The 23,733-nt window shown below is 67.5% G+C and carries 14 protein-coding genes; 11 read left to right on the top strand and 3 right to left on the bottom strand.

Going from position 1 to position 23,733, the window contains the following annotated elements; translation table 11 throughout:
- Positions 1-6 precede the first annotated feature (6 nt).
- Positions 7-1,035 (top strand): amidohydrolase family protein, encoded by a 1,029-nt coding sequence (locus tag ACNO8X_RS23655; protein ID WP_418002968.1) that lies wholly within the window; start codon positions 7-9, stop codon positions 1,033-1,035.
- Between the two features lie 15 nt (positions 1,036-1,050).
- On the opposite strand, the gene ACNO8X_RS23650 is transcribed toward ACNO8X_RS23655, so the two are convergent.
- Positions 1,051-2,352, bottom strand: coding sequence for an acyl-CoA dehydrogenase family protein (locus ACNO8X_RS23650; RefSeq protein ID WP_418002967.1), 1,302 nt, complete (start codon positions 2,350-2,352; stop codon positions 1,051-1,053).
- A 315-nt stretch (positions 2,353-2,667) separates the two neighbouring features.
- On the opposite strand from ACNO8X_RS23650, the gene ACNO8X_RS23645 reads away from it, so the two are divergent.
- Positions 2,668-5,520, top strand: coding sequence for an RND family transporter (locus ACNO8X_RS23645; RefSeq protein WP_418002966.1), 2,853 nt, complete (start codon positions 2,668-2,670; stop codon positions 5,518-5,520).
- On the opposite strand, the gene ACNO8X_RS23640 is transcribed toward ACNO8X_RS23645, so the two are convergent.
- Positions 5,496-6,107 carry a TetR/AcrR family transcriptional regulator gene (locus ACNO8X_RS23640; RefSeq protein WP_418002965.1) on the bottom strand — a complete coding sequence of 204 codons (612 nt, stop codon included), beginning with the start codon at positions 6,105-6,107 and terminating at the stop codon, positions 5,496-5,498. The two genes, ACNO8X_RS23645 and ACNO8X_RS23640, sit on opposite strands and share 25 nt — an antisense overlap.
- Before the next feature lie 92 nt (positions 6,108-6,199).
- Here ACNO8X_RS23640 and ACNO8X_RS23635 point away from each other — a divergent pair, with 92 nt between their 5' ends.
- Genes ACNO8X_RS23635 through ACNO8X_RS23610 form a run of 6 tightly spaced genes read left to right on the top strand, consistent with a single transcriptional unit; the run spans position 6,200 to position 11,033 of the window.
- Positions 6,200-6,724: a DUF4242 domain-containing protein gene (locus ACNO8X_RS23635; protein ID WP_418002964.1), complete on the top strand. Its 525-nt coding sequence runs from the start codon at positions 6,200-6,202 to the stop codon at positions 6,722-6,724.
- A complete protein-coding gene (locus ACNO8X_RS23630; protein WP_418002963.1) occupies positions 6,721-7,743 on the top strand; it encodes an acyl-CoA dehydrogenase in 1,023 nt (340 codons plus the stop codon). The genes ACNO8X_RS23635 and ACNO8X_RS23630 overlap by 4 nt, the downstream gene beginning before the upstream one ends.
- On the top strand, positions 7,719-8,438 hold the full coding sequence (locus ACNO8X_RS23625) for an ABC transporter ATP-binding protein (RefSeq protein ID WP_418002962.1): 720 nt from the start codon (positions 7,719-7,721) through the stop codon (positions 8,436-8,438). The genes ACNO8X_RS23630 and ACNO8X_RS23625 overlap by 25 nt, the downstream gene beginning before the upstream one ends.
- Positions 8,435-9,583 (top strand): ABC transporter substrate-binding protein, encoded by a 1,149-nt coding sequence (locus ACNO8X_RS23620; RefSeq protein WP_418002961.1) that lies wholly within the window; start codon positions 8,435-8,437, stop codon positions 9,581-9,583. The genes ACNO8X_RS23625 and ACNO8X_RS23620 overlap by 4 nt, the downstream gene beginning before the upstream one ends.
- Positions 9,580-10,398, top strand: coding sequence for an ABC transporter permease (locus tag ACNO8X_RS23615; protein ID WP_418002960.1), 819 nt, complete (start codon positions 9,580-9,582; stop codon positions 10,396-10,398). The genes ACNO8X_RS23620 and ACNO8X_RS23615 overlap by 4 nt, the downstream gene beginning before the upstream one ends.
- Positions 10,395-11,033, top strand: a complete 639-nt coding sequence (locus tag ACNO8X_RS23610; protein WP_418002959.1) for an IspD/TarI family cytidylyltransferase — start codon at positions 10,395-10,397, stop codon at positions 11,031-11,033. Before ACNO8X_RS23615 ends, ACNO8X_RS23610 begins: the two co-directional genes overlap by 4 nt.
- Here ACNO8X_RS23610 and ACNO8X_RS23605 read toward each other — a convergent pair.
- On the bottom strand, positions 11,020-11,721 hold the full coding sequence (locus ACNO8X_RS23605; RefSeq protein ID WP_418002958.1) for an IspD/TarI family cytidylyltransferase: 702 nt from the start codon (positions 11,719-11,721) through the stop codon (positions 11,020-11,022). The two genes, ACNO8X_RS23610 and ACNO8X_RS23605, sit on opposite strands and share 14 nt — an antisense overlap.
- Positions 11,722-11,879: 158 nt before the next feature.
- Here ACNO8X_RS23605 and ACNO8X_RS23600 point away from each other — a divergent pair, with 158 nt between their 5' ends.
- The 3 genes from ACNO8X_RS23600 to ACNO8X_RS23590 all read left to right on the top strand — a co-directional run bounded on the left by ACNO8X_RS23600 (position 11,880) and on the right by ACNO8X_RS23590 (position 23,718).
- Positions 11,880-13,082 carry a low temperature requirement protein A gene (locus ACNO8X_RS23600; protein ID WP_418006012.1) on the top strand — a complete coding sequence of 401 codons (1,203 nt, stop codon included), beginning with the start codon at positions 11,880-11,882 and terminating at the stop codon, positions 13,080-13,082.
- Positions 13,083-13,205: 123 nt separating this feature from the next.
- Positions 13,206-13,931, top strand: coding sequence for a DUF1906 domain-containing protein (locus ACNO8X_RS23595; RefSeq protein WP_071289652.1), 726 nt, complete (start codon positions 13,206-13,208; stop codon positions 13,929-13,931).
- 538 nt (positions 13,932-14,469) lie between these two features.
- On the top strand, positions 14,470-23,718 hold the full coding sequence (locus ACNO8X_RS23590) for a fatty acid synthase subunit beta domain-containing protein (RefSeq protein ID WP_418002957.1): 9,249 nt from the start codon (positions 14,470-14,472) through the stop codon (positions 23,716-23,718).
- Positions 23,719-23,733 lie beyond the last annotated feature (15 nt).

Below are 23,733 nucleotides of genomic sequence, written 5' to 3'. Positions count from 1 at the left end.
AGCATCATGAACCGCATTGACACCCACCACCACATGGTCCCGCCGGAATACCGAAAAGTGTTGGACCAGGCGGGCATCGCCGACGCCGGTGGGCGAGCGATGCCGGCCTGGAGCCCGGAGGCATCCTTGGACGCGATGGCGAAACTCGGCGTCGCGACCGCCATCCTGTCGGTCTCCGCGCCTGGCACAACGATGTTCCCGGCCGCGGCTGACGCGGCGGCACTGGCCCGAGACCTCAACGACTACAGCGCAGAACTCGTTGCCGCCCAACCGGACCGGTTCGGGTTCTTCGCCACGCTGCCGATGCCGCACCTGGACGCCTCCGTCGCTGAATCGGTGCGAGCACTCGACGAATTAGGTGCGGACGGGGTGTTCCTGCTCGCCAACAGCGTCGGGACCTATGTCGGTGCGACGGGCCAAGACGCGTTGTTCGCGGAGCTCGACGCGCGGTCGGCGGTGGTGTTCATCCACCCCGCCGAGCTGCCGGGACCCACGGTCGACGGAGTGCTGCCCTTCGCCGCCGACTTCCTGCTCGACACCAGCCGGGCGGCATACCTGCTGGTGCGCAACGGTATTCGACGCCGCTATCCGAACATCAAATTCATCCTGAGCCATGCCGGTGGCTTCGTCCCGTATGCGTCCTACCGGATGGCCATGGGTATCGCCAGTGATGTCGGCGGCAGCCCTGCCGACCACCTCGACGACTTCGCGGGGTTCTACTTCGATACCGCGCTGTCGTCCACGGCGGCCGCGCTGCCATCACTGCTGGCCTTCGCCAAGCCCGGTCACATCACCTTCGGTTCGGATTTCCCATTCGCGCCCGTAGAGGTCAGTCAGCTGTTCGCGGCCGGGCTGGAAACGTACGGGGAACTGGACGATGCCGGGCGGCGCACGATCGACCGCACCAATGCGCTGGCCCTCTTCCCGCGGCTGGGTGCCGCGGCGGCACCGCCGGCACCGTCGCTGATCGAGCAGGTTCGCCATACCGCCAGCAGGACCGTGATGCGAAGCGTAGTCAAGCTGATGACGCAGTAGCGATTTGGGCAGCAGCTACAGGTTCCCCACCTCCAACTCCAGGTACTCGGCGTACTTCGCCTGTGCCGCTTCGCGTTTACCCGGCAGCCACTCGGTGGGCCACAGTTCGTCGGTGCCGGTGTAGTCCCGCAGCACCTGCTTGGCCACCGTGACCTTGTGTACCTCGGTCGGTCCGTCGGCCAGCCCCATCACCGCGGCGCCGGCGACCATGCCCAGGAACGGCACCTCATTGGTCACGCCGAGGGCGCCGTGCACCTGCATTGCGCGCCAGGCGATATCGTGCAGCACCGTCGGCATGACGACCTTGACCGCGGCGATGTCCTTGCGGACCTTCTTGTAGTCGTTGTACTTGTCGATCTTCCAGGCGGTGTGCAGCACGAACAGCCGGAACTGCTGCAGCTGAGCCCAGGAGTCGGCGATGAAGCCCTGTACCGCTTGCTTGTCGGCCAGCAGACTGCCGGCGGTGTGCCGCGACAGCGCCCGCTCGCACATCATGTCCAACGCCTTCTGAGACAGCCCGATGGTGCGCATCGCATGGTGGATGCGGCCGCCGCCGAGGCGCGTCTGGGCGATGACGAACGCCTGGCCCTCGCCGCCGAGCACGGCCGAATTCGGCACGCGCACATTGTCGTAGTGGATCAGGGCGTGCGAGCCGTGGCCGTCCGATTCTCCGTAGATCGTCGAGTTGCGGATGATGTTGACGCCCGGTGTGTGGGTCGGGACGAGGAACATCGACATGCCCTGGTACGGGCTGACGTCGGGGTTGGTCACCACCATGACGATCAGGAACGTGGACGTCGACGCGTTGGAGGAGAAGAACTTGTAGCCGTTGATCACCCAGTCGTCGCCGTCGCGGACCGCGGAGGTGGTGAACTGTGTGGGGTCCGCACCGCCCTGTGGCTCGGTCATCGAATAACAGGAGAAGACCTCGCCGCCCAGCAGCGGCCGAAGGTACTGCTCCTTCTGCTCGGGGGTGCCGTAGTGCGCGATGATCTCGGCATTGCCGGTGTCCGGGGCCTGACAGCCGAAGATGATCGGTGCCCACTGACTGCGCCCCAGAATCTCGTTCAGCAGTGCCAGTTTCAGCTGTCCGAAACCCTGCCCGCCGAGTTCGGGACCAAGGTGGGTGGCCCACAGGCCTTTTCGGCGCACCTGCTCCTTGAGCGGGTCGACGACCCGGCGACGGGTCTCGTCGAGCGCGGTGTACTGCAGGTGCGGCCAGATCAGGTCGAGCGGCTCGACCTCGTCGCGCACGAAGGCATCGGCCCAGTCCAGGAGCTCCTGGAACTCCGGATCGGTTTCGAAATCCCAAGCCATCCGGACTCCTTCAGTTCAGGCCACCGCGGCACTCACGCACCCGTCTGTCGTTTGTAACGCACCAGCGACGGTTTGGGAATGCCTAGCGGAGCTAAGCGACCGCCGACGAGAATTTTCCATCCCGTCAACGCTACGGTCGAAATCGCGGCAAAAGACCCCGATTTGTCCCATTTCGTGGGAGGTCGAGGCACATTTTGTGTATCCGCTATGGATAAAAGTTTGGTGAGCTAGGTATATTTCGCCCGACAGTGATTGTGTAACGCCGCCGCGCTCCATTTCCATGGACCTGCCGGGCCTGATGGAAGGGTGCCCCGAGTGAGTGCCACCAACACCGAGCGATCCAGGATCGGTCACCTGATCTGGGTGCTCGCGGTACCCATCGTGATCGGCTGGTTCGTCCTCAACGTCGCCACCAACACACTGGTCCCGCCGCTGGAGAAGGTCGGCGAGGAGCACACCGTCGGGCTCAGCGCCAAAGACGGCCCGGCGATGATCGCGATGAAGCAGATCGGCGCCAACTTCCAGGAATTCGACTCCGACAGCAACGCCATGGTGGTTCTGGAGGGCGAACAACCTCTCGGCGCCGAGGCGCACCACTATTACGACGGCCTTGTCGCCAAACTGACCGCTGACACCGCGCACGTTGAGCACGTCGCGGACTTCTGGAGTGATCCGCTGACCGCCGTCGGCTCACAGAGCGCCGACGGCAAGGCCGCGTACGTCCAGATCTACCTGCACGGCAATCAGGGGGAGACGAAGTCCAACGACTCCGTCGCGTCGGTCCGGCAGATCGTCGCCGACTCGAAGCCGCCTACCGGCCTCCATGTCTTCGTCACCGGCGGCGGCCCGCTGATATCCGACCAGCACCACGCCGGCGACAAGAGCATCGCCAAGGTCACCGCCATCACCCTGCTGGTGATCGCCGTGATGCTCCTGCTCGTCTACCGGTCCATCGTGACGATGATCCTCATCCTGCTGATGGTCTTCCTCGAACTGGGCGCCGCCCGCGGTGTCGTCGCGTTCCTGGCCAACGAGAACATCATCGGCCTGTCGACGTTCGCGGTGAACCTGCTGACGCTGATGGTGATCGCGGCCGGCACGGACTACGCCATCTTCGCGATCGGCCGCTACCAAGAGGCGCGCGGTGACAAGGAGGAGCGTCAGACCGCCTACGACACCATGTTCCGTGGGACGGCGCATGTGGTCCTGGGATCGGGTCTGACGATCGCCGGCGCCATGCTCTGCCTGAGTTTCACGCGGCTGCCGTATTTCCAGACCCTGGGTGTGCCTTGCGCGATCGGCACGCTCGTTGCCGTCATCGCGGCGCTGACGCTCGGTCCCGCCGTCATCAAGATCGGCAGCCGGTTCGGGCGCTTCGAACCGAAGCGGGCCATCAAATCCCGAGGCTGGCGTCGCATCGGCGTCCTCGTGGTGCGTTGGCCCGGCCCTGTCCTCGTTGGAACTCTGGCGCTTGCCCTCGTCGGCCTGGTGACGCTGCCGGGCTATAAGACGAACTACGACGCCCGCCGCTACGTGCCCGCGGAGCTGAGCGCCAACGTCGGATATGCCGCCGCCGAACGGCATTTCAGCGCCGCTCGGATGAACCCTGAGCTGCTGATGGTGCAGAGCGATCACGATCTGCGGAACTCAGCCGACTTCCTGGTGATCAACAAGATCGCCAAGGCCATCGTGCACACCCAGGGTGTCGCGCGGGTGCAGACGATCACCCGCCCAGACGGAAAACCCATCAAGCACACGACGATTCCGTTCATCATGGGCATGCAGGCCGTCACCTCGAAGATGACGGAGAAGTACCAGTTGGATTCGATGGCCAACATGCTGCAGCAGGCCAACGACATGCAGGTCAGCATCGACACGATGACCAAGATGCAGTCCATCACCACGCAGATGGCTGCCACCACGCACGACATGTCGATGAAGACCGCCAACATGGCGCTCGATGTCGCCGACTTGCGGGACCACATCTCCGATTTCGACGATTTCCTGCGGCCGATCCGTAACTACCTGTACTGGGAACCGCACTGCTACGACATTCCGATGTGCTGGTCGACGCGGGCGCTGTTCGACACCCTCGACGGCATCGACGTCATGACCGACGACATCCAGACGCTGGTGCCAGATCTGATGAAGATGGACAAGCTGACGGCCGAGATGGTGACGGTGATGCCGCCTCAGATCGAGGTCATGAAGAACATGAAGCAGTACATGCTGTCCATGTACCAGACCCAGAAGGGTCAGGTGGATCAGCGTGCGGCGTCGTCGGACAACGCGGCGGCGATGGGCGAGGCGTTCGACGTCTCGCTGAACGACGATTCCTTCTACCTGCCACCGGAAGCCTTCGACAACAAGGACTTCAAGCGCGGCATGAAGAACTTCATCTCGCCGGACGGCAAGTCGGTGCGCTTCATCATTCAGCATGAAGGCGACCCGGCCACGCCCGAAGGCATCGCCCACGTCGACCCGATCAAGCAGGCCGCCAAGGAAGCCATCAAGGGCACGCCGCTGGAAGGCTCCAAGATCTATCTGGCCGGCACGGCGGCCACCTACAAGGACATGCACGACGGCGCGCAGTACGACCTGATGATCGCCGGAATCGCCGCGGTGTCACTGATTTTCATCATCATGCTGCTCATCACCCGCAGCATGGTGGCCGCCGGCGTGATCGTCGGTACCGTACTGCTGTCGCTGGGCGCGTCGTTCGGCATGTCAGTTCTGTTGTGGCAGCACCTGATCGGGCTCGAGCTGCACTGGATGGTGCTGCCCATGTCGGTCATCCTGCTGCTGGCGGTGGGCTCCGACTACAACCTGCTGCTGGTATCGCGGTTCAAGGAAGAACTGTCGGGCGGCCTGAAGACGGGCATCATCCGCTCGATGGCGGGCACCGGATCGGTGGTCACCTCAGCCGGTCTGGTGTTCGCGGCCACCATGGCGTCGTTCGCCTTCAGCGACCTGAAGGTCATGGCGCAGGTCGGTACCACCATCGCGCTGGGCCTGCTGTTCGACACCCTGATCGTCCGGTCGTTCATGACTCCGGCCATCGCGGCGATGCTGGGCCGGTGGTTCTGGTGGCCGAAGTTCGTCCGCCCGGAGGCGTCCGAGCGGCGGTTGGCGGCCATCGGGATTCAGCCTGCGACAGTGGGCAAGTAGGAATCGATCAGCTCGGCGGTCATCTGGCGGGCCAGGGTGATCGGGGCGGTCGACCGGTCGAGCTTGGACGCGGTCAGGGCGCCGTCGTAGATGAGCTGAATGCGCTGAGCGATCGCGGCGGCATTCGGCACTGCGGCGTCCCGCAGGAGTGCGCTCAGCTGCTCGCGCATCCATAGCCGGTGCGCCCGTACCGGGTCGAGGGTGTCGCCCGGGAACTCGGTGGCCGCATTGGCGTAGAGACAGCCGCGGAACTGGCGTTTGCGTGCCGCGGCGGCCGCGAGGTCGAAGAACGCCAGCAGCTTCTCCACCGGGTCCTCGAGCCCGGATGTCTTCGTATTCCAGCGCTTGCGATCAGCCTGATCCAATTCATTCAGGTACGCGATGACCAACGCGTCCTTCGACCCGTACGAGCTGTACAGGCTGGCCTTGGCCACCCCCGCCTCGCGCAGGATCGTGTCGATGCCGACAGCACGAATGCCCTGTGCGGCAAAGAGATTCGATGCGGTGGTGAGGAGTCGCTGAGCCGGCCCGGCGAGGTCGGTGCGGGGCGCCGGCCGGTCCGGGCGGTGGGTGCGAGTCGCGCTCATATCTGCACCATAGCCGAGGATCGTTGATAGACAGACCGGTCTGTTCGTGCGAGCGTCGTGATGTCATCGCCACCGACGAACAGGAAGACACCGTGACTCTGTACCTCTATGAAATCGCCGGACTGCCCGGCCGGACCGACGTCGATCAGGCCATCAAGACGTTCGACGCGGAAGTGCACCGGGCCGGCGGCGAACTCATCGAGGCTCAGGTGACCGGACAGCACCGGCTGTTCGTGGTGGCTGAACTCACTGATGGCCCGCTGTCGATCGACGCGGCTGCGGCTGGGGCCACAGAACTCACCGGTCCACACGAAGTGCGACTGGTCGGCGCGGAACTGGACCAGCTGAAAGCCGTCCGCCCGACAGCCGGATACCTGGTCGAGTGGGACCTGCCCGCCGACCTGGACATGGAGAGCTACCTGAGCCGCAAGAAGGCGAATGCGCCGAAATACGCGGAGGTGCCCGAGGTCAGCTTCCTGCGCACCTACGTGCGGGTCGACATGGACAAGTGCCTGTGTTTCTACGACGCGCCGGACGAGGACGCGGTTCGGCGGGCGCGCGTGGCCGTGCAGACCCCGATCGATCGGTTGTACGGACTGGAAAGTGGTGGGCAATGACGACTCTGGTGTCCGACGACGTCGCGACCAGGTTGGCGCATGTCACGACCGGGGTGGACGCCCGGGCCGGTGACCTGGACGCGGGGCGCGCCGACGTCCGTGACGATCTGCGTGCCCTCGGCGCTGCCGGATTGTTCGGGCTGCGGGACCTGCCCGACACCGTACGGGTGATCGAGCAGGTATCGGCGGTGAGCCTCGCCGCCGGATTCTCGGCTTGGGCGCATCAGATGGCGATTCACTACCTCGCCGACCGGCCGGACCTGTCGGAGGCGTTGCTCGCCGCACACCGCCCGGGCGTGACCGCCATGGCAGCTGGGCTCAAGCACGTGGCGGGCCTCGGGCAGCTTCCGATCTTCGCCGGGGAGACGCGTCGTGGACTGCGGCTCAGTGGACCAATCCGATGGGCGTCCAACGTCTTTGACGACGCGTTGATCGTCCTGCCGGCGCGGACGGTCACCGGCCGCCTCTACGTCGTGGCGGTCGACGTGAGCGCGGTCGGCGTGGTGGTCGATCCGGCGCCCGCGCTGATGGCCTTGGGTAGCACCGGGTCGACGTCGCTGCGTCTGGAAGAGGTCGAGGTGAACGCGGACCGCATCATCAGCGCCGACCTCACCGGGTTCGTCCGCGGGATCAAGCCGACGTTCCTGCTGCTGCAGACCGCATTCTGCGTCGGCGTCACTGGTGCGGCGCTGACTGCGGCAGGTCGAGCGACCGATGGGCTGGCCGCCCAGTTCGACGGTGACCTCGCCGATCTGACGGCGCAAGCCCAACGCAACCGTCGCCGCCTCTACGAATTCGCTTCGGCACCAGGAGAAGTCGAACTGGCCGACGTGATCCGGCTCCGGCTGGACGCCGCCAACGTTGCGGTGGCGGCGACCCGTCTGGAATCGGCCCTAGCTGGTGGACAGGGCTATCGCGCCGGGACGGCGGCCAATCGCCGGTTCCGCGAAGCAGCTTTTCTGCCCGTGCAATCACCATCGGAAGGACAACTGAGGTGGGAACTGAAGCAGTACGAATAACAGCGGGCAGCAAGAGATTCGGTGACAGCGTGGTGCTCGACGGCATCGATCTGGCCGTCGAAGCGGGGGAGTTCGTCGCCGTGCTGGGGCGCAGCGGCAGCGGGAAATCGACGCTGCTACGCGTACTGGCCGGCCTGGAATCGCTGAGCTCGGGAACCGTCAGCTGGCCTGCCAGCAGCGAGCAGCCGCACATCGGGGTGGTTTTCCAGGACGCGCTGCTGATGCCATGGCTGACGGTGTTGGGCAACGTCTCCTACGCGCGACGATTCGCACGCCGGCGCAATGGATTCGACGCGGACTATGCCGCCGAACTGATGCGGCGCTTCGGCGTCGACGAGCTCGCCGACCGCTATCCCGACCAGCTCTCCGGCGGGCAGGCCCAACGTGTGGCCATCCTGCGCGCGGTGGCGACCCGGCCTCAGTTGCTCCTGCTCGATGAACCGTTCAGCGCACTGGACCCGGCGACACGTGCCGACTTGCAGCAGTGGTTGACCACGCTCACAACCGAGTTGGGTGTCACGGTGCTGCTGGTCACCCATGACGTCGAGGAGGCGCTGGGCCTTGCTCAGCGCGTCGTCCTGCTGGCGGACGGCGGACGCATCCGTCGCCAATGGCACCTGGGTGAAGCGGACCGATCGGGGCTGCGTGACGAAATCCTCAGCCATTACCGGGTTTCCGAACTGTGGGTGGCATGAGCCTGCTGATCTCGCGGCGGCGAGCGCTAGTAGCGGCGGTCGCGGCTGCCGGCGGGGCCTTCGGCCTGGCCGACCTGGCGCACAGTGCCACAACGGATTCCGCGGCGGCCGGGCCGCTGCGGGTGGGTTATCTGCCGATCACCGACGCCGCGCCGTTGTTGATGGCGCACTCCGCGGGTCTGTATCCGGCCGGTGTGGGCAAGCCCGTGCTGTTCCGGAGTTGGGCGGCCCTGGGCGAAGCGTTCCTGAACCGGCAGCTCGACGTCGTGCATCTGCTGATGCCGATGGCGGTGCAGTTGCGGTACGCGCTCGGTGGTGGGGTCCGGGTACTCGGCTGGAACCACACCAACGGCTCGGCACTCACCGTCGCCCCACGCATCCGCGAATTGTCGGACCTGGCGGGAGCGCAGGTAGCGATTCCGTTCTGGTGGTCCATCCACAACATCGTCCTGCAGAAGATGTTGCGGGCCAACGGATTGCAACCAGTGATTCGTCGTTCGGCGTCACGGTCCGAGCGCACCGTGGAGCTCGTTGTCATGAGTCCGTCGGACATGGTGCCGGCATTGGCCACCGGCACCATCGGCGGCTACGTGGTAGCTGACCCGTTCAACGCGATGGCGCAGACCAAGAAGATCGGGCGCATCCACACCTTCCTCGGTGATGTCTGGCGCGACCATGCGTGCTGCGCCCTGGTGACCCGGGACGACGTGATCCGCAGCCGTCCGGCGGCCGTTCAGCGGCTCACGGACGCGGTGGTGGCAGCACAACTCGTACTGTCGAACGACCGGAAGTCAGCGGCCGCGAAACTCGGCGGTGGTCGCTATCTGCCCCAGCCGGTGCCGGCGGTCGCGCTGGCGATGACCTATCCCACGGCGCCCTACCCGCTGCATCACCCGGAGTGGCAGCCGCAGCGGCTCGGCTTTCAGCCGTTCCCGTTCCCGAGCTTCACCACGGCACTTGTCGCGGCCATGCACAGCACCGTCGTCGATGGCGACCGGAGCTTCCTGGAGCGGCTGGACCTCGCCACCGTGCACGACGACCTTGTCGATGACACCTTCGTCCGCAATTCCATTCAGGCTCATGGCGGTCCGGCCGCATTCGGCCTCAGTGATTACACCCGAGCCGAGCAATTGGAGCTGTTATGACCACAACACCCGTCCGCGTGGTGATCGATCCACCGGCGGCGGTACGCCGTTGGACTCCGCCGGTTGCTGCCGTCGCCCTCGCGATCGGTCTCTGGTGGCTGGCGACCACCGTGTTGAGCGCCCCGCACTCGCTGCTGCGCCAGGCCGCGCCACAGCGCGTCGCGCCCGCGATCGTTGACCTGTTCTCCCGAGGTGTCCTGCTGCCGGACATCGGGATCAGCCTGTGGCGGTTGGTGATCGGGCTGGCGGTGGCGGTGGTCATCGGGATTCCGGCCGGATTGCTGCTCGGGCTCAGCGCCACGGCCGAGCGAGCCACGGCGCCGATCGTCCAGTTCGTCCGAATGATCTCGCCGCTGTCGTGGGCCCCGATCGCTGTGGCGGTGTTCGGTATCGGCAACGAGCCGGTGATCTTCCTGATTGCGGTGGCGGCCGTGTGGCCGGTGCTGATCAACACCGTGGCCGGTGTGCGCGCCGTCGACTCGGGCTATTTGGATGTGGCGCGGTCGTTCCACGCCACGCGGTGGGAACTGGTGACGGCCGTGGTGCTGCCGGCGATCCGGGGACAGTTGCAGACGGGCATCCGCGTGGCGCTGGGCATTGCCTGGGTGGTGTTGGTCCCGGCGGAAATGCTGGGTGTGCGTTCGGGTCTGGGCTATCAGGTGCTCAACGCCCGCGACCAGCTGGCCTATGACCAGGTGGTGGCGGTGATCGTGGTGATCGGCGCGCTGGGCTTCCTGCTCGACGTCGTCGCACGCCGGCTCACTTCGTCGGACAGGCGAGGGCTGCCGCCCAACGGAGTTAGGGTGTGGCGGTGAGTGTGTCGGCGATCGTCATCGTGCCGGCCGGCTTGGCGCCGGCCGACTTCACCGCGCCGATCGCCGGTGAACCGGCCCTGGTCCGGGCAGTACGGGCGGTGCGCGACGTGGCGCCGGTGAGGGTGGTGGCCGCTGACAGGTTGGCGGAAGCCGCCACCGAATGCCTTGCGGCGCACGACCTCAGCGACGTGCGTGTCATCACCGCGCTGAATGGCCAGTTATGGCACGAAATTGGCGAAAATGCATGCGATAAGTGGCCACTCGGCGTCGGGGACGGAGTTCTGCTGCACGACGTGCGGTATCCGTTGGCACCCGCTGATCTGGCGGTCCGCGTAGCGGCGGGGCTGGCGGACCACGACGTCGTACTGCCGGTCCTGCCGATGACCGACAGCGTGAAAAGCGTTGCGGCGCAAGATATTGTGCTCGGCAACGTGGACCGGTCGGAGCTCGTCACCGCGCAGTACCCGCGGGCGTTCTCGGCAACGGCCCTGGCCAGACTCCCACGGACCGATGACCTCGCCGCGCTGACCTCCGCCGGACTGCGGGTCGGTACCGTCGACGGGGACCCGAACGCATTCGCCGTCGACCTCGCGCAGGACCGGCGACTGCTGGAAGCGATCGTCACCGCCGGCTGAGCAGCCGCTCGGCCACCTGCACGTCGTGCGCGAACGTCACTTTGAAATTCTGGGCCGACCCGGCGATCGCGTGTACCTCGATATCGGTGAAGCGCTCCACGCATGACGAGGTGTCGGTGCCTTCGAAACCGGCGGCGGCCGCGTCCTGGTAGGCCCGCCACAGCGGCGCGGCCTGGAACGCCTGCGGCGTCTGCACCCGGACCAGAGATTGGTCGATGGCGCTGAGGCCGTCAGCCGTCATCCGCAGCACGTCACCTGACGGCAGCACCGGAATGGCGCCGCCCCGCGTCCGCGCGGTGGTGACGGCCGTGTCCATCAAGTCGGCACCGGCGAGTGGGCGGGCGGCGTCGTGGATCAGCACCACGTCGACCGTCCCGGCATCGATGTCCGCGGCCAGGTAGCTCAGTACGTTGTGTTCGGAGCCGTGCCGGGAATCGCCGCCCTCGACGAATTCGATTGTGGTGCCGGGGAGTTCGTCGGCCATGAGTTGCACGACCTGGTCGCGTTCGCCGCGCCGGAACACCAGGACGGTGCGGGCGACCTCGGGGCTGGCAGCCACCGCCGCGACCGACCACGCCACCATGCTGCGGCCGGCCAATTGCAGGTAGGCCTTGTTGCCGTCGGCCCCGACCCGCGATCCGATACCGGCGGCAAGAACGACGCCGACGGCGAGCGGGGGAGCGGACACGTCTTCACGGTAATGGGACGGGAGCGGGAATCTGCGGCAGGCTTACCGTGACGCAGCCCGGGACCGGGCTGGATTCGCCGAAGGGACACAGCATGGACGGGGTGCAGCAGCACGCGCCTGACCCACACAGCGCGGTGCGGGCCCACCGGCTGACGCCGATGCGGGGACGTGATCCGCACGAGAAGCACCGCGTGGCGACGCCGCTGGAACTGCTGTTCGACCTGACCTTCGTCGTCGCGTTCGGGGTGGCGGCATCGGAACTGGCACACATGCTGGCCGCGGGTCACGTCGGCGCCGGCATCACGGCGTTCGTGTTCGGCACCTTCGCGATCTGTCTGGCCTGGATCAACTTCACCTGGTTCGCTTCGGCCTACGACACCGACGACTGGGCGTTCCGGCTGCTGACGATGGTCGAAATGGTCGGCGTGCTGGTCCTGGCGCTCGGTCTGCCCGCGTTCTACGCCTCCATCGAGCACGGCCACCACGTCGACAACGCCGTGCTGGTCGCCGGCTACGTGGTGATGCGAATTGCGTTGGTGGCGCAGTGGTTACGCGCGGCCCGGCAGGACCCGGCACGCCGGTCGGCGGCGATGACCTACGTGTGGATCGTGTCGGCGGTGCAGGTGGGCTGGATCGGGACCGTGTTCCTGCCGACCAATGTGCCGGTGACGCTGGGTATCTGGGTGCTGCTGGCTCTCGTCGAACTGGGCGGTCCGATGGTGGCCGAGCTGCGGTGCGGCGGCACCCCGTGGCACGCCCATCACATCGCCGAACGCTATGGGCTGCTGGCGATCATCGCGCTCGGTGAAGGTGTCGTCGGGACCGTCGCCTCGCTGTCGGCGGTCGTCGGGGAGCATGGCTGGTCCGCCGACGCGGTGCTGCTGGCGGTCTCGGGCACGGCGCTGACCTTCGGCATGTGGTGGGTGTACTTCGTGGTGCCGGGGGCCGACGCCCTGCATGCGCACCGCGAACGGGGATTCTGGTTCGCATACCTGCACATGCCGGTGTATGCCGCCATCGTCGCGACGGGCGCCGGCCTGCACACCGCCGCGTATTTCATCCAGCACAAAACGGTGCTGGGCTCGGTGGCCACGGTGCTGAGCGTGGTGATCCCGGTCGGCATCTACATCGCGCTGGTCTACGTGCTGTACGCGCGCATGCTCAGGTCGAGGGACACCTTGCACGTGCTGCTGGTGGCGCTGACCGCGGTGGTGCTGGTGGCGACGGTCGTGCTCGCGGGCATCGGGGTGCCGATGGCCGTCTGCTTGCTGGTGGCGAGCCTGGCACCGATGGTGAGCGTGGCCGGGTTCGAGATCGTCGGGCACCGGCACGCCGCCGAGGCGGTTGCGCGCCGAGCGTGAAGAAGGTCGCGAGAAATCGCGAAAATTTGGCGATTTTCTTCACGTTGGGCACCCGCGGCTGGGAAAAGAGTGCACGGGTGTGGCTAACGGGTCTGACGGGGTAGCTGTCATATCCTGAGACTCGTGGCAATTTCGCGTCGTGACCTGCTGAAATACGCTGCAGCCGCGCCGGCGGCGCTCGGCCTGGGGGCCGGGTTGCAATCGGTGCTCGGCGCGACGACCGCCTCTGCGGCCCCGCACGGAGTGTTGCTGGACTACGCGGCGGGGGTGCTCAGCGCAGCCGATATCCGGTCGGCCGGGGCGCTGGGAGCCATCCGCTACGTCTCGGACCGGCGCCCGGGTGGGCAGTGGATGCTGGGCAAACCGATCCTGCTGCCCGAGGCGCGGGACCTCTACAAAGGCGGCTTGAAGATCGTCTCCTGCTATCAGTACGGCAAGGAATCCACCGCCGACTGGCTCGGGGGCCACGCCGCCGGCGTGCAGCACGCCCAGCGCGGATTCCAGTTGCACACCGCGGCGGGCGGCCCGGTCGGCGCGCCGATCTACGCATCCATCGACGACGATCCGACTCCGGCGCAGTACAAAGCGCAGGTTGCGCCCTATCTCCGCGGCTGGGAATCGGTGTTGGGCCACCAGCGGGTCGGGGTGTACGCCAACTCCAAGACCATCGAGTGGGCCGTGCAGGACGGCCTGGGTTCGTACTTCTGGCAGCACAACTGGGGCTCGCCCGGCGGGGCCGCGCATCCGGCGGCGGCGCTGCATCAGGTGGAGATCGACAAGCAACACGTCGGGGGAGTCGGGGTCGACCTCAACCACATCCTCAAGCCCCGCTTCGGGCAGTGGGACTGACGGTCGCGCAGATTACTGCTCAGTAGTTAGCTGGTGCTCAGCTCTAAGAAAACGGCAAACAAGCCCAGCAAATGGCCGCGCGGTAACTTACCGCGCGTATAGACACACAGACCGTCAATGTCGAGTGTTTTCTGGACCGGGTCTTTTCCTACTCATTAGTAAGGTTCGGCGCCGTCGCAAACGCGGTAACGATTTGATAACAATACCGCTTTGATCAGCGATGTTGTTGCTACTCGACCGTAACCACCCGCCAACAGGACGTTTGTCCTGTTGGGTACAGGCGGTCCCAGGACGCGGTGTTACCCAGCCGGGTGGTTACCGATCCGTAGAACTCGTTGGTAACCATTTTCGGCTGAAAGGCGCCGCGAATCTTATGACACTCTTAGTGCAGTCGGCCCGGCTCTCAGGCACCCGAAAACTCGGGCGCCAGACGTAGCACGGGCCTCACGTGATCCGACGTCGCATCGCGTTGCCCCAGGGCCGACTACCAAGACCATGCAGCACCTGACGGTTCGCGCGGCAACGAGGGAGAGACGAAGTGACGATCAACGAGCACCGCAAAGTGACCAGTGGCAACACCGAGGCCGTGGCGGCGAGCGCCCACGCTCTGGTGGACCTGCTCAATGCCGGCGAACCGTATGCCGTCGCGTTCGGCGGCCAGGGTGCCTCCTGGCTGGAGAACCTCGAAGAGCTCGTCAGCTCGGCCGGTATCGAATCCGAGCTCAGCGAGATCGTCGGCGAAGCGGCCCTGCTGCTCGAGCCCGTCGCGCGCGAACTCGTCGTCGTACGGCCCATCGGCTTCGAGCCCATGCAGTGGGTGCGTGCCCTCGCCGCCGACGAGCCGCTGCCGTCGGCCAAGCAGCTGACCACCGCCGCCATCTCCGGCCCCGGCATCCTGCTGGCCCAGATGGCCGCCATCCGCGCCGTGCAGCGTCAGGGCCTGGACCTGGCCGGCACCCCGCCGGTCGCGGTCGCCGGACACTCGCAGGGCATCATCGCCGCCGAGGCCCTCAAGGCCAACGGCACCCGCGACGCCGAACTCCTCGCGCTCCTCCAGCTCATCGGTGCCGCCGGTTCGCTCGTGTCCCGTCGTCGCGGCATGGTCGGCCGGGGCGACAAGTCGCCGATGGTGTCGGTGACCAACGTCGACCCCGAGCGCATCGCCGAGCTGCTCGAAGACTTCTCCCAGGACGTGCGCACCGTGCTGCCGCCGGTCCTGTCGATCCGTAACGGCCGTCGCAGCGTCGTCATCACCGGCACCCCGGAGCAGCTGGCCCGCTTCGAGCTGTACTGCAGCAAGATCACCGAGAAGGACGAGGCCGAGCGCAAGAACAAGCTGCGCGGCGGCGCCGTCTTCAGCCCCGTCTTCCAGGGCGTCCAGGTCGAGGTCGGTTTCCACACCCCGCGCCTGGCCGACGGCATCGAGGTCGTCGACCGCTGGGCCGCCAAGTGCGGCATCGACACCGAACTGGCCCACGCGATGACCGAGGCCATCTTCGTCAAGCCCATCGACTGGGTCGCCGAGGTCGAGCGCATGCACGAGGCCGGTGCCCGCTGGATCATCGACCTCGGGCCGAGCGACACCGTCACCCGCCTGACCTCGCCGATCATCCGCGGCCTCGGCGTGGGCATCGTGCCCGCCGCCACCCGTGCCGGCCAGCGTTCGCTGTTCACCGTCGGCGCCGCCCCGGTCGTGCAGCCCGCGTGGTCCAGCTTCGCGCCGACGGCCGTCGAGCTGCCCAATGGTGACGTCAAGCTGTCCACCAAGTTCACCCGCCTGACCGGCCGTTCGCCGATCCTGCTGGCCGGCATGACCCCGACCACCGTCGACGCCAAGATCGTCGCCGCGGCCGCCAACGCCGGCCACTGGGCCGAACTGGCCGGTGGCGGTCAGGTCACCGAAGAGATCTTCGAGAACCGCGTCGCCGAGCTGACCCAGCTGCTCGAGCCGGGCCGTGCCATCCAGTTCAACTCGCTGTTCCTGGACCCGTACCTGTGGAAGCTGCAGCTGGGCGGCAAGCGCATCGTGCAGAAGGCCCGCCAGTCGGGCGCCCCGATCGACGGCGTCATCGTCACCGCCGGCATCCCCGAGCTCGAGGAAGCCGTCGCGCTGATCGAGGAACTGCACGAAATCGGCATCACCAACGTGGTGTTCAAGCCGGGCACCGTGGACCAGATCAAGTCGGTCATCAAGATCGCCGAAGAGGTCCCGGACCGGGAGATCATCGTCCACGTCGAGGGCGGCCGCGCCGGTGGCCACCACTCGTGGGAGGACCTCGACGACCTGCTCGTCAGCACCTACTCGGACCTGCGCAAGCAGTCCAACCTGACCATCTGCGTCGGTGGTGGCATCGGCACGCCCGAGCGCGCCGCCGAGTACCTGTCCGGCCGCTGGGCCGAGACCTACGGCTTCCCGCTGATGCCGGTCGACGGCATCCTGGTCGGCACTGCCGCCATGGCCACCCTGGAGGCCACCACCTCGCCGCAGGTCAAGCAGCTGCTGGTCGACACCAAGGGCACCGATCACTGGGTCGGCGCCGGTAAGGCCCAGGGCGGCATGGCTTCTGGCCGCAGCCAGCTGGGTGCGGACATCCACGAGATCGACAACACCGCGTCGCGCTGCGGCCGCTTGCTCGACGAGGTCGCCGGTGACGCCGAAGCTGTCGCCGAGCGCCGCGACGAGATCATCGCCGCCATGTCCAACACCGCCAAGCCGTACTTCGGTGACGTCGCGGACATGACCTACCAGCAGTGGCTGCAGCGCTACGTCGAGCTCGCGATCGGCGACGGCAGCAGCACCGCCGACACCAAGCGCGACCACTCGCAGTGGCTCGACATCTCCTGGCGCGACCGCTTCGAGGAGATGCTGCAGCGCGCCGAGGCTCGCCTGAACCCGGCCGACGCCGGCCCCATCGACACGCTGTTCCCCGCCACCGCGGAAGGCGAAGCGCTGCTTGAGGATCCGCAGCGCGCCATCGCCGAGCTGTTGGCCCGGTACCCCGAGGCGGAGACGCTGCGCCTGCACCCGGCGGACATCCCGTTCTTCATCACGCTGTGCAAGACGCTGGGCAAGCCCGTCAACTTCGTCCCGGTCATCGACAAGGACGTGCGCCGCTGGTGGCGCAGCGACTCGCTGTGGCAGGCCCACGACGCCCGCTACGACGCCGACCAGGTCTGCGTCATCCCCGGCACCGCTGCCGTCGCCGGCATCACCCGCGTCGACGAGCCCGTCGGTGAGCTGCTGGACCGCTTCGAGCAGGCGGCTATTGACGAAGTAGTTGCAGCGCTGGCCGCGAATGGCGAGGCACCGGTTCCGGTCGTGTCCCGCCGTCAGGCCCGCGCCGACATCACCGGACCGCTGGCCGTCGTCCTGGACTCGCCCGACGTGCTGTGGGCCGGTCGCACCGCGATCAACCCGGTGCACCGCATCGGCGCGCCGAGCGAGTGGCAGGTCAACGAAAACCGTTCGGCCACACACCCGTCCACCGGTGCCCGGCTCGAGCTCGACGGTGATTCCGTCACCCTGAACGTGCCGCTGTCCGGTGTCTGGATCGCGATCCACTTCACCCTGCCGGCCGCCACCGTCGACGGCGGTATGCCGGTCGTCACCACCGACGACGCCTCGGCTGCGATGCGTGCCGTGCTCGCCATCGCCGCCGGCGCGGACGGCGTCGACGCGCTGCCGGTCGTCACCGACAACGTCGCCACCGTCACCGCCGACTGGGACCCGGAAGAGGTCGCCGACCACACCGGCGTCACCGCCACCTTCGGCGCCCCGCTGGCGCCGGGCCTGACCCTGGTGCCCGACGCCCTCGTCGGCCGCTGCTGGCCGGCCGTGTTCTCGGTCATCGGCGCTGCCGTCACCGACGACGGCATCCCGGTGGTCGAAGGTCTGCTGAGCCTGGTCCACCTGGACCACGCCGCGCACCTGCTGGCCCCGATGCCCGCCGAGCGCGCCGAATTGACCGTCACCGCAACGGCTTCCGCCGCGTACGACACCGAGGTCGGCCGCGTCGTCCCCGTCTCTGTCAGCATCACCGATGCGGCAGGCACGGAACTGGCCCGCCTGGAAGAGCGCTTCGCCATCCGTGGCCGCAGCGGTGCCGCCGAGCTGACCGACCCGGCCCGCGCCGGCGGTGCGATCACCGACAACGCCACCGAGACCCCGCGTCGTCGTCGCCGCGACGTCACCGTCACCGCGCCGGTCGACATGAGCGCCTTCGCCGTGGTGTCCGGTGACCACAACCCGATCCACACCGACCGCGCCGCCGCACTGCTGGCCGGTCTGAAATCGCCCATCGTGCACGGCATGTGGCTGTCCGCCGCCGCGCAGCACGTGGTCACCGCCACCGACGGCCGGGCCACCCCGCCGGCACGCCTGGTCGGCTGGACCTCGCGCTTCCTGGGCATGGTGCTGCCGGGCGACGAGATCGAGTTCCGCGTCGACCGCGTCGGCATCGACCGCGGCGCCGAGATCATCGAGGTCACCGCGAAGGTCGGCGGCGAACTGGTGATGGCCGCGTCCGCTCAGCTGGCCGCGCCCAAGACCGTCTACGCCTTCCCCGGCCAGGGCATCCAGCACAAGGGCATGGGCATGGAGGTCCGTGCCCGCTCCAAGGCCGCCCGCAAGATTTGGGACTCCGCGGACAAGTTCACCCGCGACGTCCTGGGCTTCTCGGTGCTGCACCTGGTGCGCGACAACCCGACCAGCATCATCGCCAGCGGTGTGCACTACCACCACCCGGACGGCGTGCTGTTCCTGACGCAGTTCACCCAGGTGGCCATGGCCACCGTCGCGGCCGCCCAGGTGGCCGAGATGCGTGAGCAGGGTGCCTTCGTCGAGGGCGCCATCGCCTGCGGCCACTCCGTGGGTGAGTACACCGCGCTGGCCTGTGTGTCCGGCGTGTACGAGCTGGAGGCGCTGCTCGAGGTGGTGTTCCACCGCGGCAGCAAGATGCACGACATCGTCCCGCGTGACGCCAAGGGTCGCTCCGACTACCGGCTGGCCGCCATCCGGCCGTCGCAGATCGACCTCGACGACGATGACGTCACCGACTTCGTCGCCCGGATCGCCGAAGAGACCGGCGAATTCCTGCAGATCGTGAACTTCAACCTGCGTGGTTCGCAGTACGCGATCGCCGGTACCGTCCGCGGCCTCGACGCCCTCGAGGCCGAAATCGAGCGGCGCCGCGAAATCACCGGTGGCAAACGGTCGTTCATCCTGGTGCCCGGCATCGACGTGCCGTTCCACTCCGAGGTGCTGCGGGTCGGCGTCAACGACTTCCGCCGCGCGCTCGACCGCGTCATGCCGCACGGTCAGGATCCGTCGATCCTGGTGGGCAAGTACATCCCGAACCTGGTGCCGCGGCCGTTCACCCTGGACAAGGACTTCATCCAGGAGATCCGTGACCTGGTGCCGGCCGAGCCGCTCGACGAGATCCTCGCCGACTACGACACCTGGCGGAACGAGAAGCCGTCCGAGCTCATGCGCAAGGTCGTCATGGAGCTGCTGGCCTGGCAGTTCGCCAGCCCGGTGCGCTGGATCGAGACGCAGGACCTGCTGTTCATCGAGGAAGCCGCCGGCGGCCTCGGTGTCGAGCGGTTCGTCGAGGTCGGTGTGAAGACCATGCCGACGGTTGCCGGCCTGGCCACCAACACGCTGAAGCTGCCGGAGTACTCGCACAACACCACCGAGATCCTCAACGTCGAGCGCGACGCCGCGGTGCTGTTCGCGACCGACACCGATCCCGAGCCCGATTCCGATCCTGCCGACGCTGCGGCTCCTGCTGCCGCTGCTGAGGCGCCGGCGGAAGCCGTTGCGGCAGCACCGGTTCCGGCCGCCGCTCCGGTGGCCGGAACCGGTGGTCCGCGTCCGGACGACATCACCTACAACGCCGCCGACGCCACCATGGCGCTCATCGCGCTGTCGGCCAAGATGCGCATCGACCAGATCGAGCCGCTGGACTCCATCGAGTCGATCACCGACGGTGCGTCGTCGCGACGCAACCAGCTGCTCGTCGACCTGGGTTCGGAGCTGAACCTGGGCGCCATCGACGGTGCCGCGGAAGCCGACCTGTCCGGTCTGAAGGGACAGGTCACCAAGCTGGCCCGTACCTACAAGCCGTTCGGTCCCGTCCTCTCCGACGCGATCAACGACCAGCTGCGCACGGTGCTCGGGCCCTCGGGCAAGCGTCCGGCGTACATCGCCGAGCGCGTCAGCAAGGCTTGGGAATTGGGCCCCGGCTGGGCCAAGCACGTCACCGCCGAGGTGGCGCTGGGCACCCGTGAGGGCAGCAGTGTTCGTGGCGGCGACATGGGCGGCCTGCACACCGGTGCACTGGCCGACGCCAACGCCGTCGACAAGGTCATCGACGCCGCGGTCACCGCGGTCGGCGCTCGTAAGGGCATCGCCGTGTCGCTGCCGTCCGCCGGTGGTGCCGGTGGCGGCGTCGTCGACTCGGCCGCGCTCAACGAGTTCGCCGAGAAGGTCACCGGCCCCAACGGTGTGCTGGCCGGCGCCGCCCGCTTGATCCTGGGCGAGCTGGGTCTGCAGACTCCCGTGTCGGTGCCCGAGGCCACCGACTCCGAGCTGATCGACCTCGTGACCGCCGAATTGGGTTCGGACTGGCCGCGTTTGGTGGCTCCGTCGTTCGACGGCCGCAAGGCTGTGCTGTTCGACGACCGCTGGGCCAGCGCCCGTGAGGACCTGGCGCGCATCTGGCTGCTCGAAGAGGACGACGTCAACGCCGACTGGGCGAAGCTCTCCGAGAGCTTCGAAGGTGCCGGGCACGTCGTGGCCACGCAGGCCAGCTGGTGGCAGGGCAAGGCGCTTGCCGCCGGCCGCACCCTGCACGCCGCGCTGTACGGCCGCGCGGCCGCCGGTGCGGAGAACCCAGGCAAGGGCCGCTACGCCAACGAGGTCGCGGTCGTCACGGGTGCCTCCAAGGGCTCGATCGCGTCGGCCGTGGTGGGCCAGCTGCTCGCCGGCGGCGCGTCGGTCATCGCGACCACGTCCAAGCTGGACGACGACCGGTTGGCGTTCTACCGGACGCTGTACCGCGACCACGCCCGGTTCGATGCGCAGTTGTGGGTGGTGCCGGCAAACATGGCCTCCTACAACGACATTGACGCGCTGGTCGAGTGGGTTGGTACCGAGCAGGTCGAGAACCTGGGCCCCAAGGCCATCCACCTCAAGGACGCGCAGACCCCGACGCTGCTGTTCCCGTTCGCCGCGCCGCGCGTGGCGGGGGACCTGTCGGAGGCCGGCGCCCGCGCCGAGATGGAGATGAAGGTTCTGCTGTGGGCCGTGCAGCGGCTCATCGGTGGGCTCTCGCACATCGGTTCCGACCGCGACATCGCCTCGCGTCTGCACGTCGTGCTGCCCGGTTCGCCGAACCGCGGCATGTTCGGTGGCGACGGTGCCTACGGCGAGTCGAAGGCCGCGCTGGACGCGGTCGTCGCCCGCTGGAAGGCGGAAACCTCGTGGTCCGGGCGGGTTTCGCTGGCACACGCGCTGATCGGCTGGACCAAGGGCACCGGCCTGATGGGCCACAACGACGCCATCGTGGGTGCTGTCGAAGAGGCCGGTGTCATCACGTACACCACCGAAGAGATGGCCGCCATGCTGCTGAACCTGTGCAGCATCGACGCCAAGGTGTCGGCGTCACGTGAGCCCATCCAGGTCGATCTGACCGGTGGCCTCGGCGACATCGAGCTCGACATGGCCGAGCTGGCCGCCAAGGCCCGCGAGGAGATGGTGGCCGAGGCCGCTGCCGGCGAAGATGAGGTGGAGGACGCCGCACTCACCATCTCGGCACTGCCGTCGCCGCCGCGTGGCTACCAGTCCGCGCCGGCTCCGGAGTGGGCCGACCTGGACATCGACCCGGCCGACATGGTCGTGCTGGTCTCCGGTGCCGAACTTGGCCCGTACGGCTCGTCGCGTACCCGCTTCGAGATGGAGGTCTCCGGCGAGCTGTCGGCCGCGGGCGTCCTGGAGCTGGCCTGGACCACCGGTCTGGTCAAGTGGGAAGACGACCCGAAGCCGGGTTGGTACGACACCACCACCGGTGAGCTGGTCGACGAGTCCGAGCTGGTCGAGCGCTACCACGAGACCGTGCTCGAACGTGTCGGTATCCGCCAGTGGGTGGACGACGGCGCCCTCGGCTCCGATCACGCTTCGCCGCTGCTGGTTTCGGTGTTCCTCGACAAGGATTTCTCCTTCGTCGTGTCCGCCGAGGCCGACGCCCGGGCGTTCCACCAGTTCGATCCGGAGCACACCGTCATCGCGCCGGTGCCGGACAGCAGCGACTGGCAGGTCACTCGCAAGGCCGGCACCGAAATCCGCGTGCCGCGCAAGGTCGAGCTGTCGCGGACCGTCGGCGCCCAGGTGCCGACCGGCTTCGACCCGCAGGTCTACGGCGTCACGCCGGACATGACCAGCTCGATCGACCGCCTGGCGCTGTGGAACCTGGTCACCACGGTCGACGCGTTCCTGTCGGCCGGTTTCAGCCCGGAAGAGCTGATGCGTTGGGTGCACCCGAGCCTCGTGGCTTCCACGCAGGGCACCGGTATGGGCGGCATGACCTCGATGCAGACCATGTACCACGGCAACCTGCTGGGCCGGAACAAGCCGAACGACATCCTGCAGGAAGTCCTGCCGAACGTCTTCGCCGGTCACGTCGTGCAGTCGTACATCGGTAGCTACGGCGCGATGATCCACCCGGTCGGCGCGTGCGCCACCGCGGCGGTGTCCGTCGAAGAAGGTGTCGACAAGATCCGTTTGGGCAAGGCCGAATTCGTGGTCGCCGGTGGTTACGACGACCTGACGCTGGAAGCCATCATCGGCTTCGGCGACATGTCGGCCACCGCCGAGACCGCGATGATGCGGGCCCGTGGCATCAGCGACTCGAAGTTCTCGCGCGCCAACGACCGTCGTCGTCTCGGCTTCGTCGAAGGCCAGGGCGGTGGCACCGTCCTGCTGGCCCGTGGTGACCTCGCGGTGAAGATGGGCCTGCCCATCCAGGCCGTCGTCGCCTACGTGTCGTCGTTCGGTGACGGTGTGCACACCTCGATCCCGGCCCCCGGCCTGGGTGCGCTGGGTGCCGGCCGCGGTGGACGTCAGTCGCAGCTGGTGCGCGATCTGGCCAAGCTGGGCGTCACCCCGGACGACATCGCGGTGATCTCCAAGCACGACACCTCGACGCTGGCCAACGACCCCAACGAGACCGAGCTGCACGAGCGGCTCGCCGCCTCGATGGGCCGGTCCCCGGGCAACCCGCTGTTCATCGTCAGCCAGAAGAGCCTGACCGGACACAGCAAGGGTGGCGCCGCGGCGTTCCAGATGCTGGGTCTGTGCCAGGTCCTGCGCGACGGCGTCATCCCGCCGAACCGCAGCCTGGACTGCGTGGACGACGAGCTGGCCAACGCGCAGCACTTCGTGTGGGTGCGCGAGGCGCTGAAGTTCGGCGACCGCCTGCCGCTCAAGGCCGGTCTGGTGACCAGCCTCGGCTTCGGTCACGTGTCGGGCCTGATCGCGCTGGTCCACCCGCAGGCGCTGGTGGCAGCCCTCGATCCGGCCGAGCGTGAGGACTACCTGCGCCGCTCGGGTGAGCGGGTGCTGGCTGGTCAGCACCGGTTGGCCTCGGCGATCGCCGGCGGGCGTCCGCTGTACGAGAAGCCGGCCGACCGTCGCTTCAACCACGATGCGCCGGAGAAGCGTCAGGAAGCCGACATGCTGCTCAACGCCGATGCGCGCCTCGGCGAGGACGGTTGGTACGCCCGCTCGTGACGCCTTCTGAGGTAT

The organism is Mycobacterium sp. PDNC021 (assembly GCF_048282635.1).
GTDB lineage: Bacteria > Actinomycetota > Actinomycetes > Mycobacteriales > Mycobacteriaceae > Mycobacterium > Mycobacterium llatzerense.
Note: the sequence above shows the minus strand (reverse complement) of the source record. Positions and strands in the feature narration are given on the sequence as shown.

What these genes read in the sequence shown, in the direction of transcription:
- ACNO8X_RS23655 (WP_418002968.1), top strand. Translation starts at nt 7, where the DNA reads ATGAACCGCATTGACACCCACCACCACATGGTCCCGCCGGAATACCGA.
- ACNO8X_RS23650 (WP_418002967.1), bottom strand. Translation starts at nt 2,352, where the DNA reads ATGGCTTGGGATTTCGAAACCGATCCGGAGTTCCAGGAGCTCCTGGAC.
- ACNO8X_RS23640 (WP_418002965.1), bottom strand. Translation starts at nt 6,107, where the DNA reads ATGAGCGCGACTCGCACCCACCGCCCGGACCGGCCGGCGCCCCGCACC.
- ACNO8X_RS23620 (WP_418002961.1), top strand. Translation starts at nt 8,435, where the DNA reads ATGAGCCTGCTGATCTCGCGGCGGCGAGCGCTAGTAGCGGCGGTCGCG.
- ACNO8X_RS23600 (WP_418006012.1), top strand. Translation starts at nt 11,880, where the DNA reads ATGCGGGGACGTGATCCGCACGAGAAGCACCGCGTGGCGACGCCGCTG.
- ACNO8X_RS23630 (WP_418002963.1), top strand. Translation starts at nt 6,721, where the DNA reads ATGACGACTCTGGTGTCCGACGACGTCGCGACCAGGTTGGCGCATGTC.
- ACNO8X_RS23615 (WP_418002960.1), top strand. Translation starts at nt 9,580, where the DNA reads ATGACCACAACACCCGTCCGCGTGGTGATCGATCCACCGGCGGCGGTA.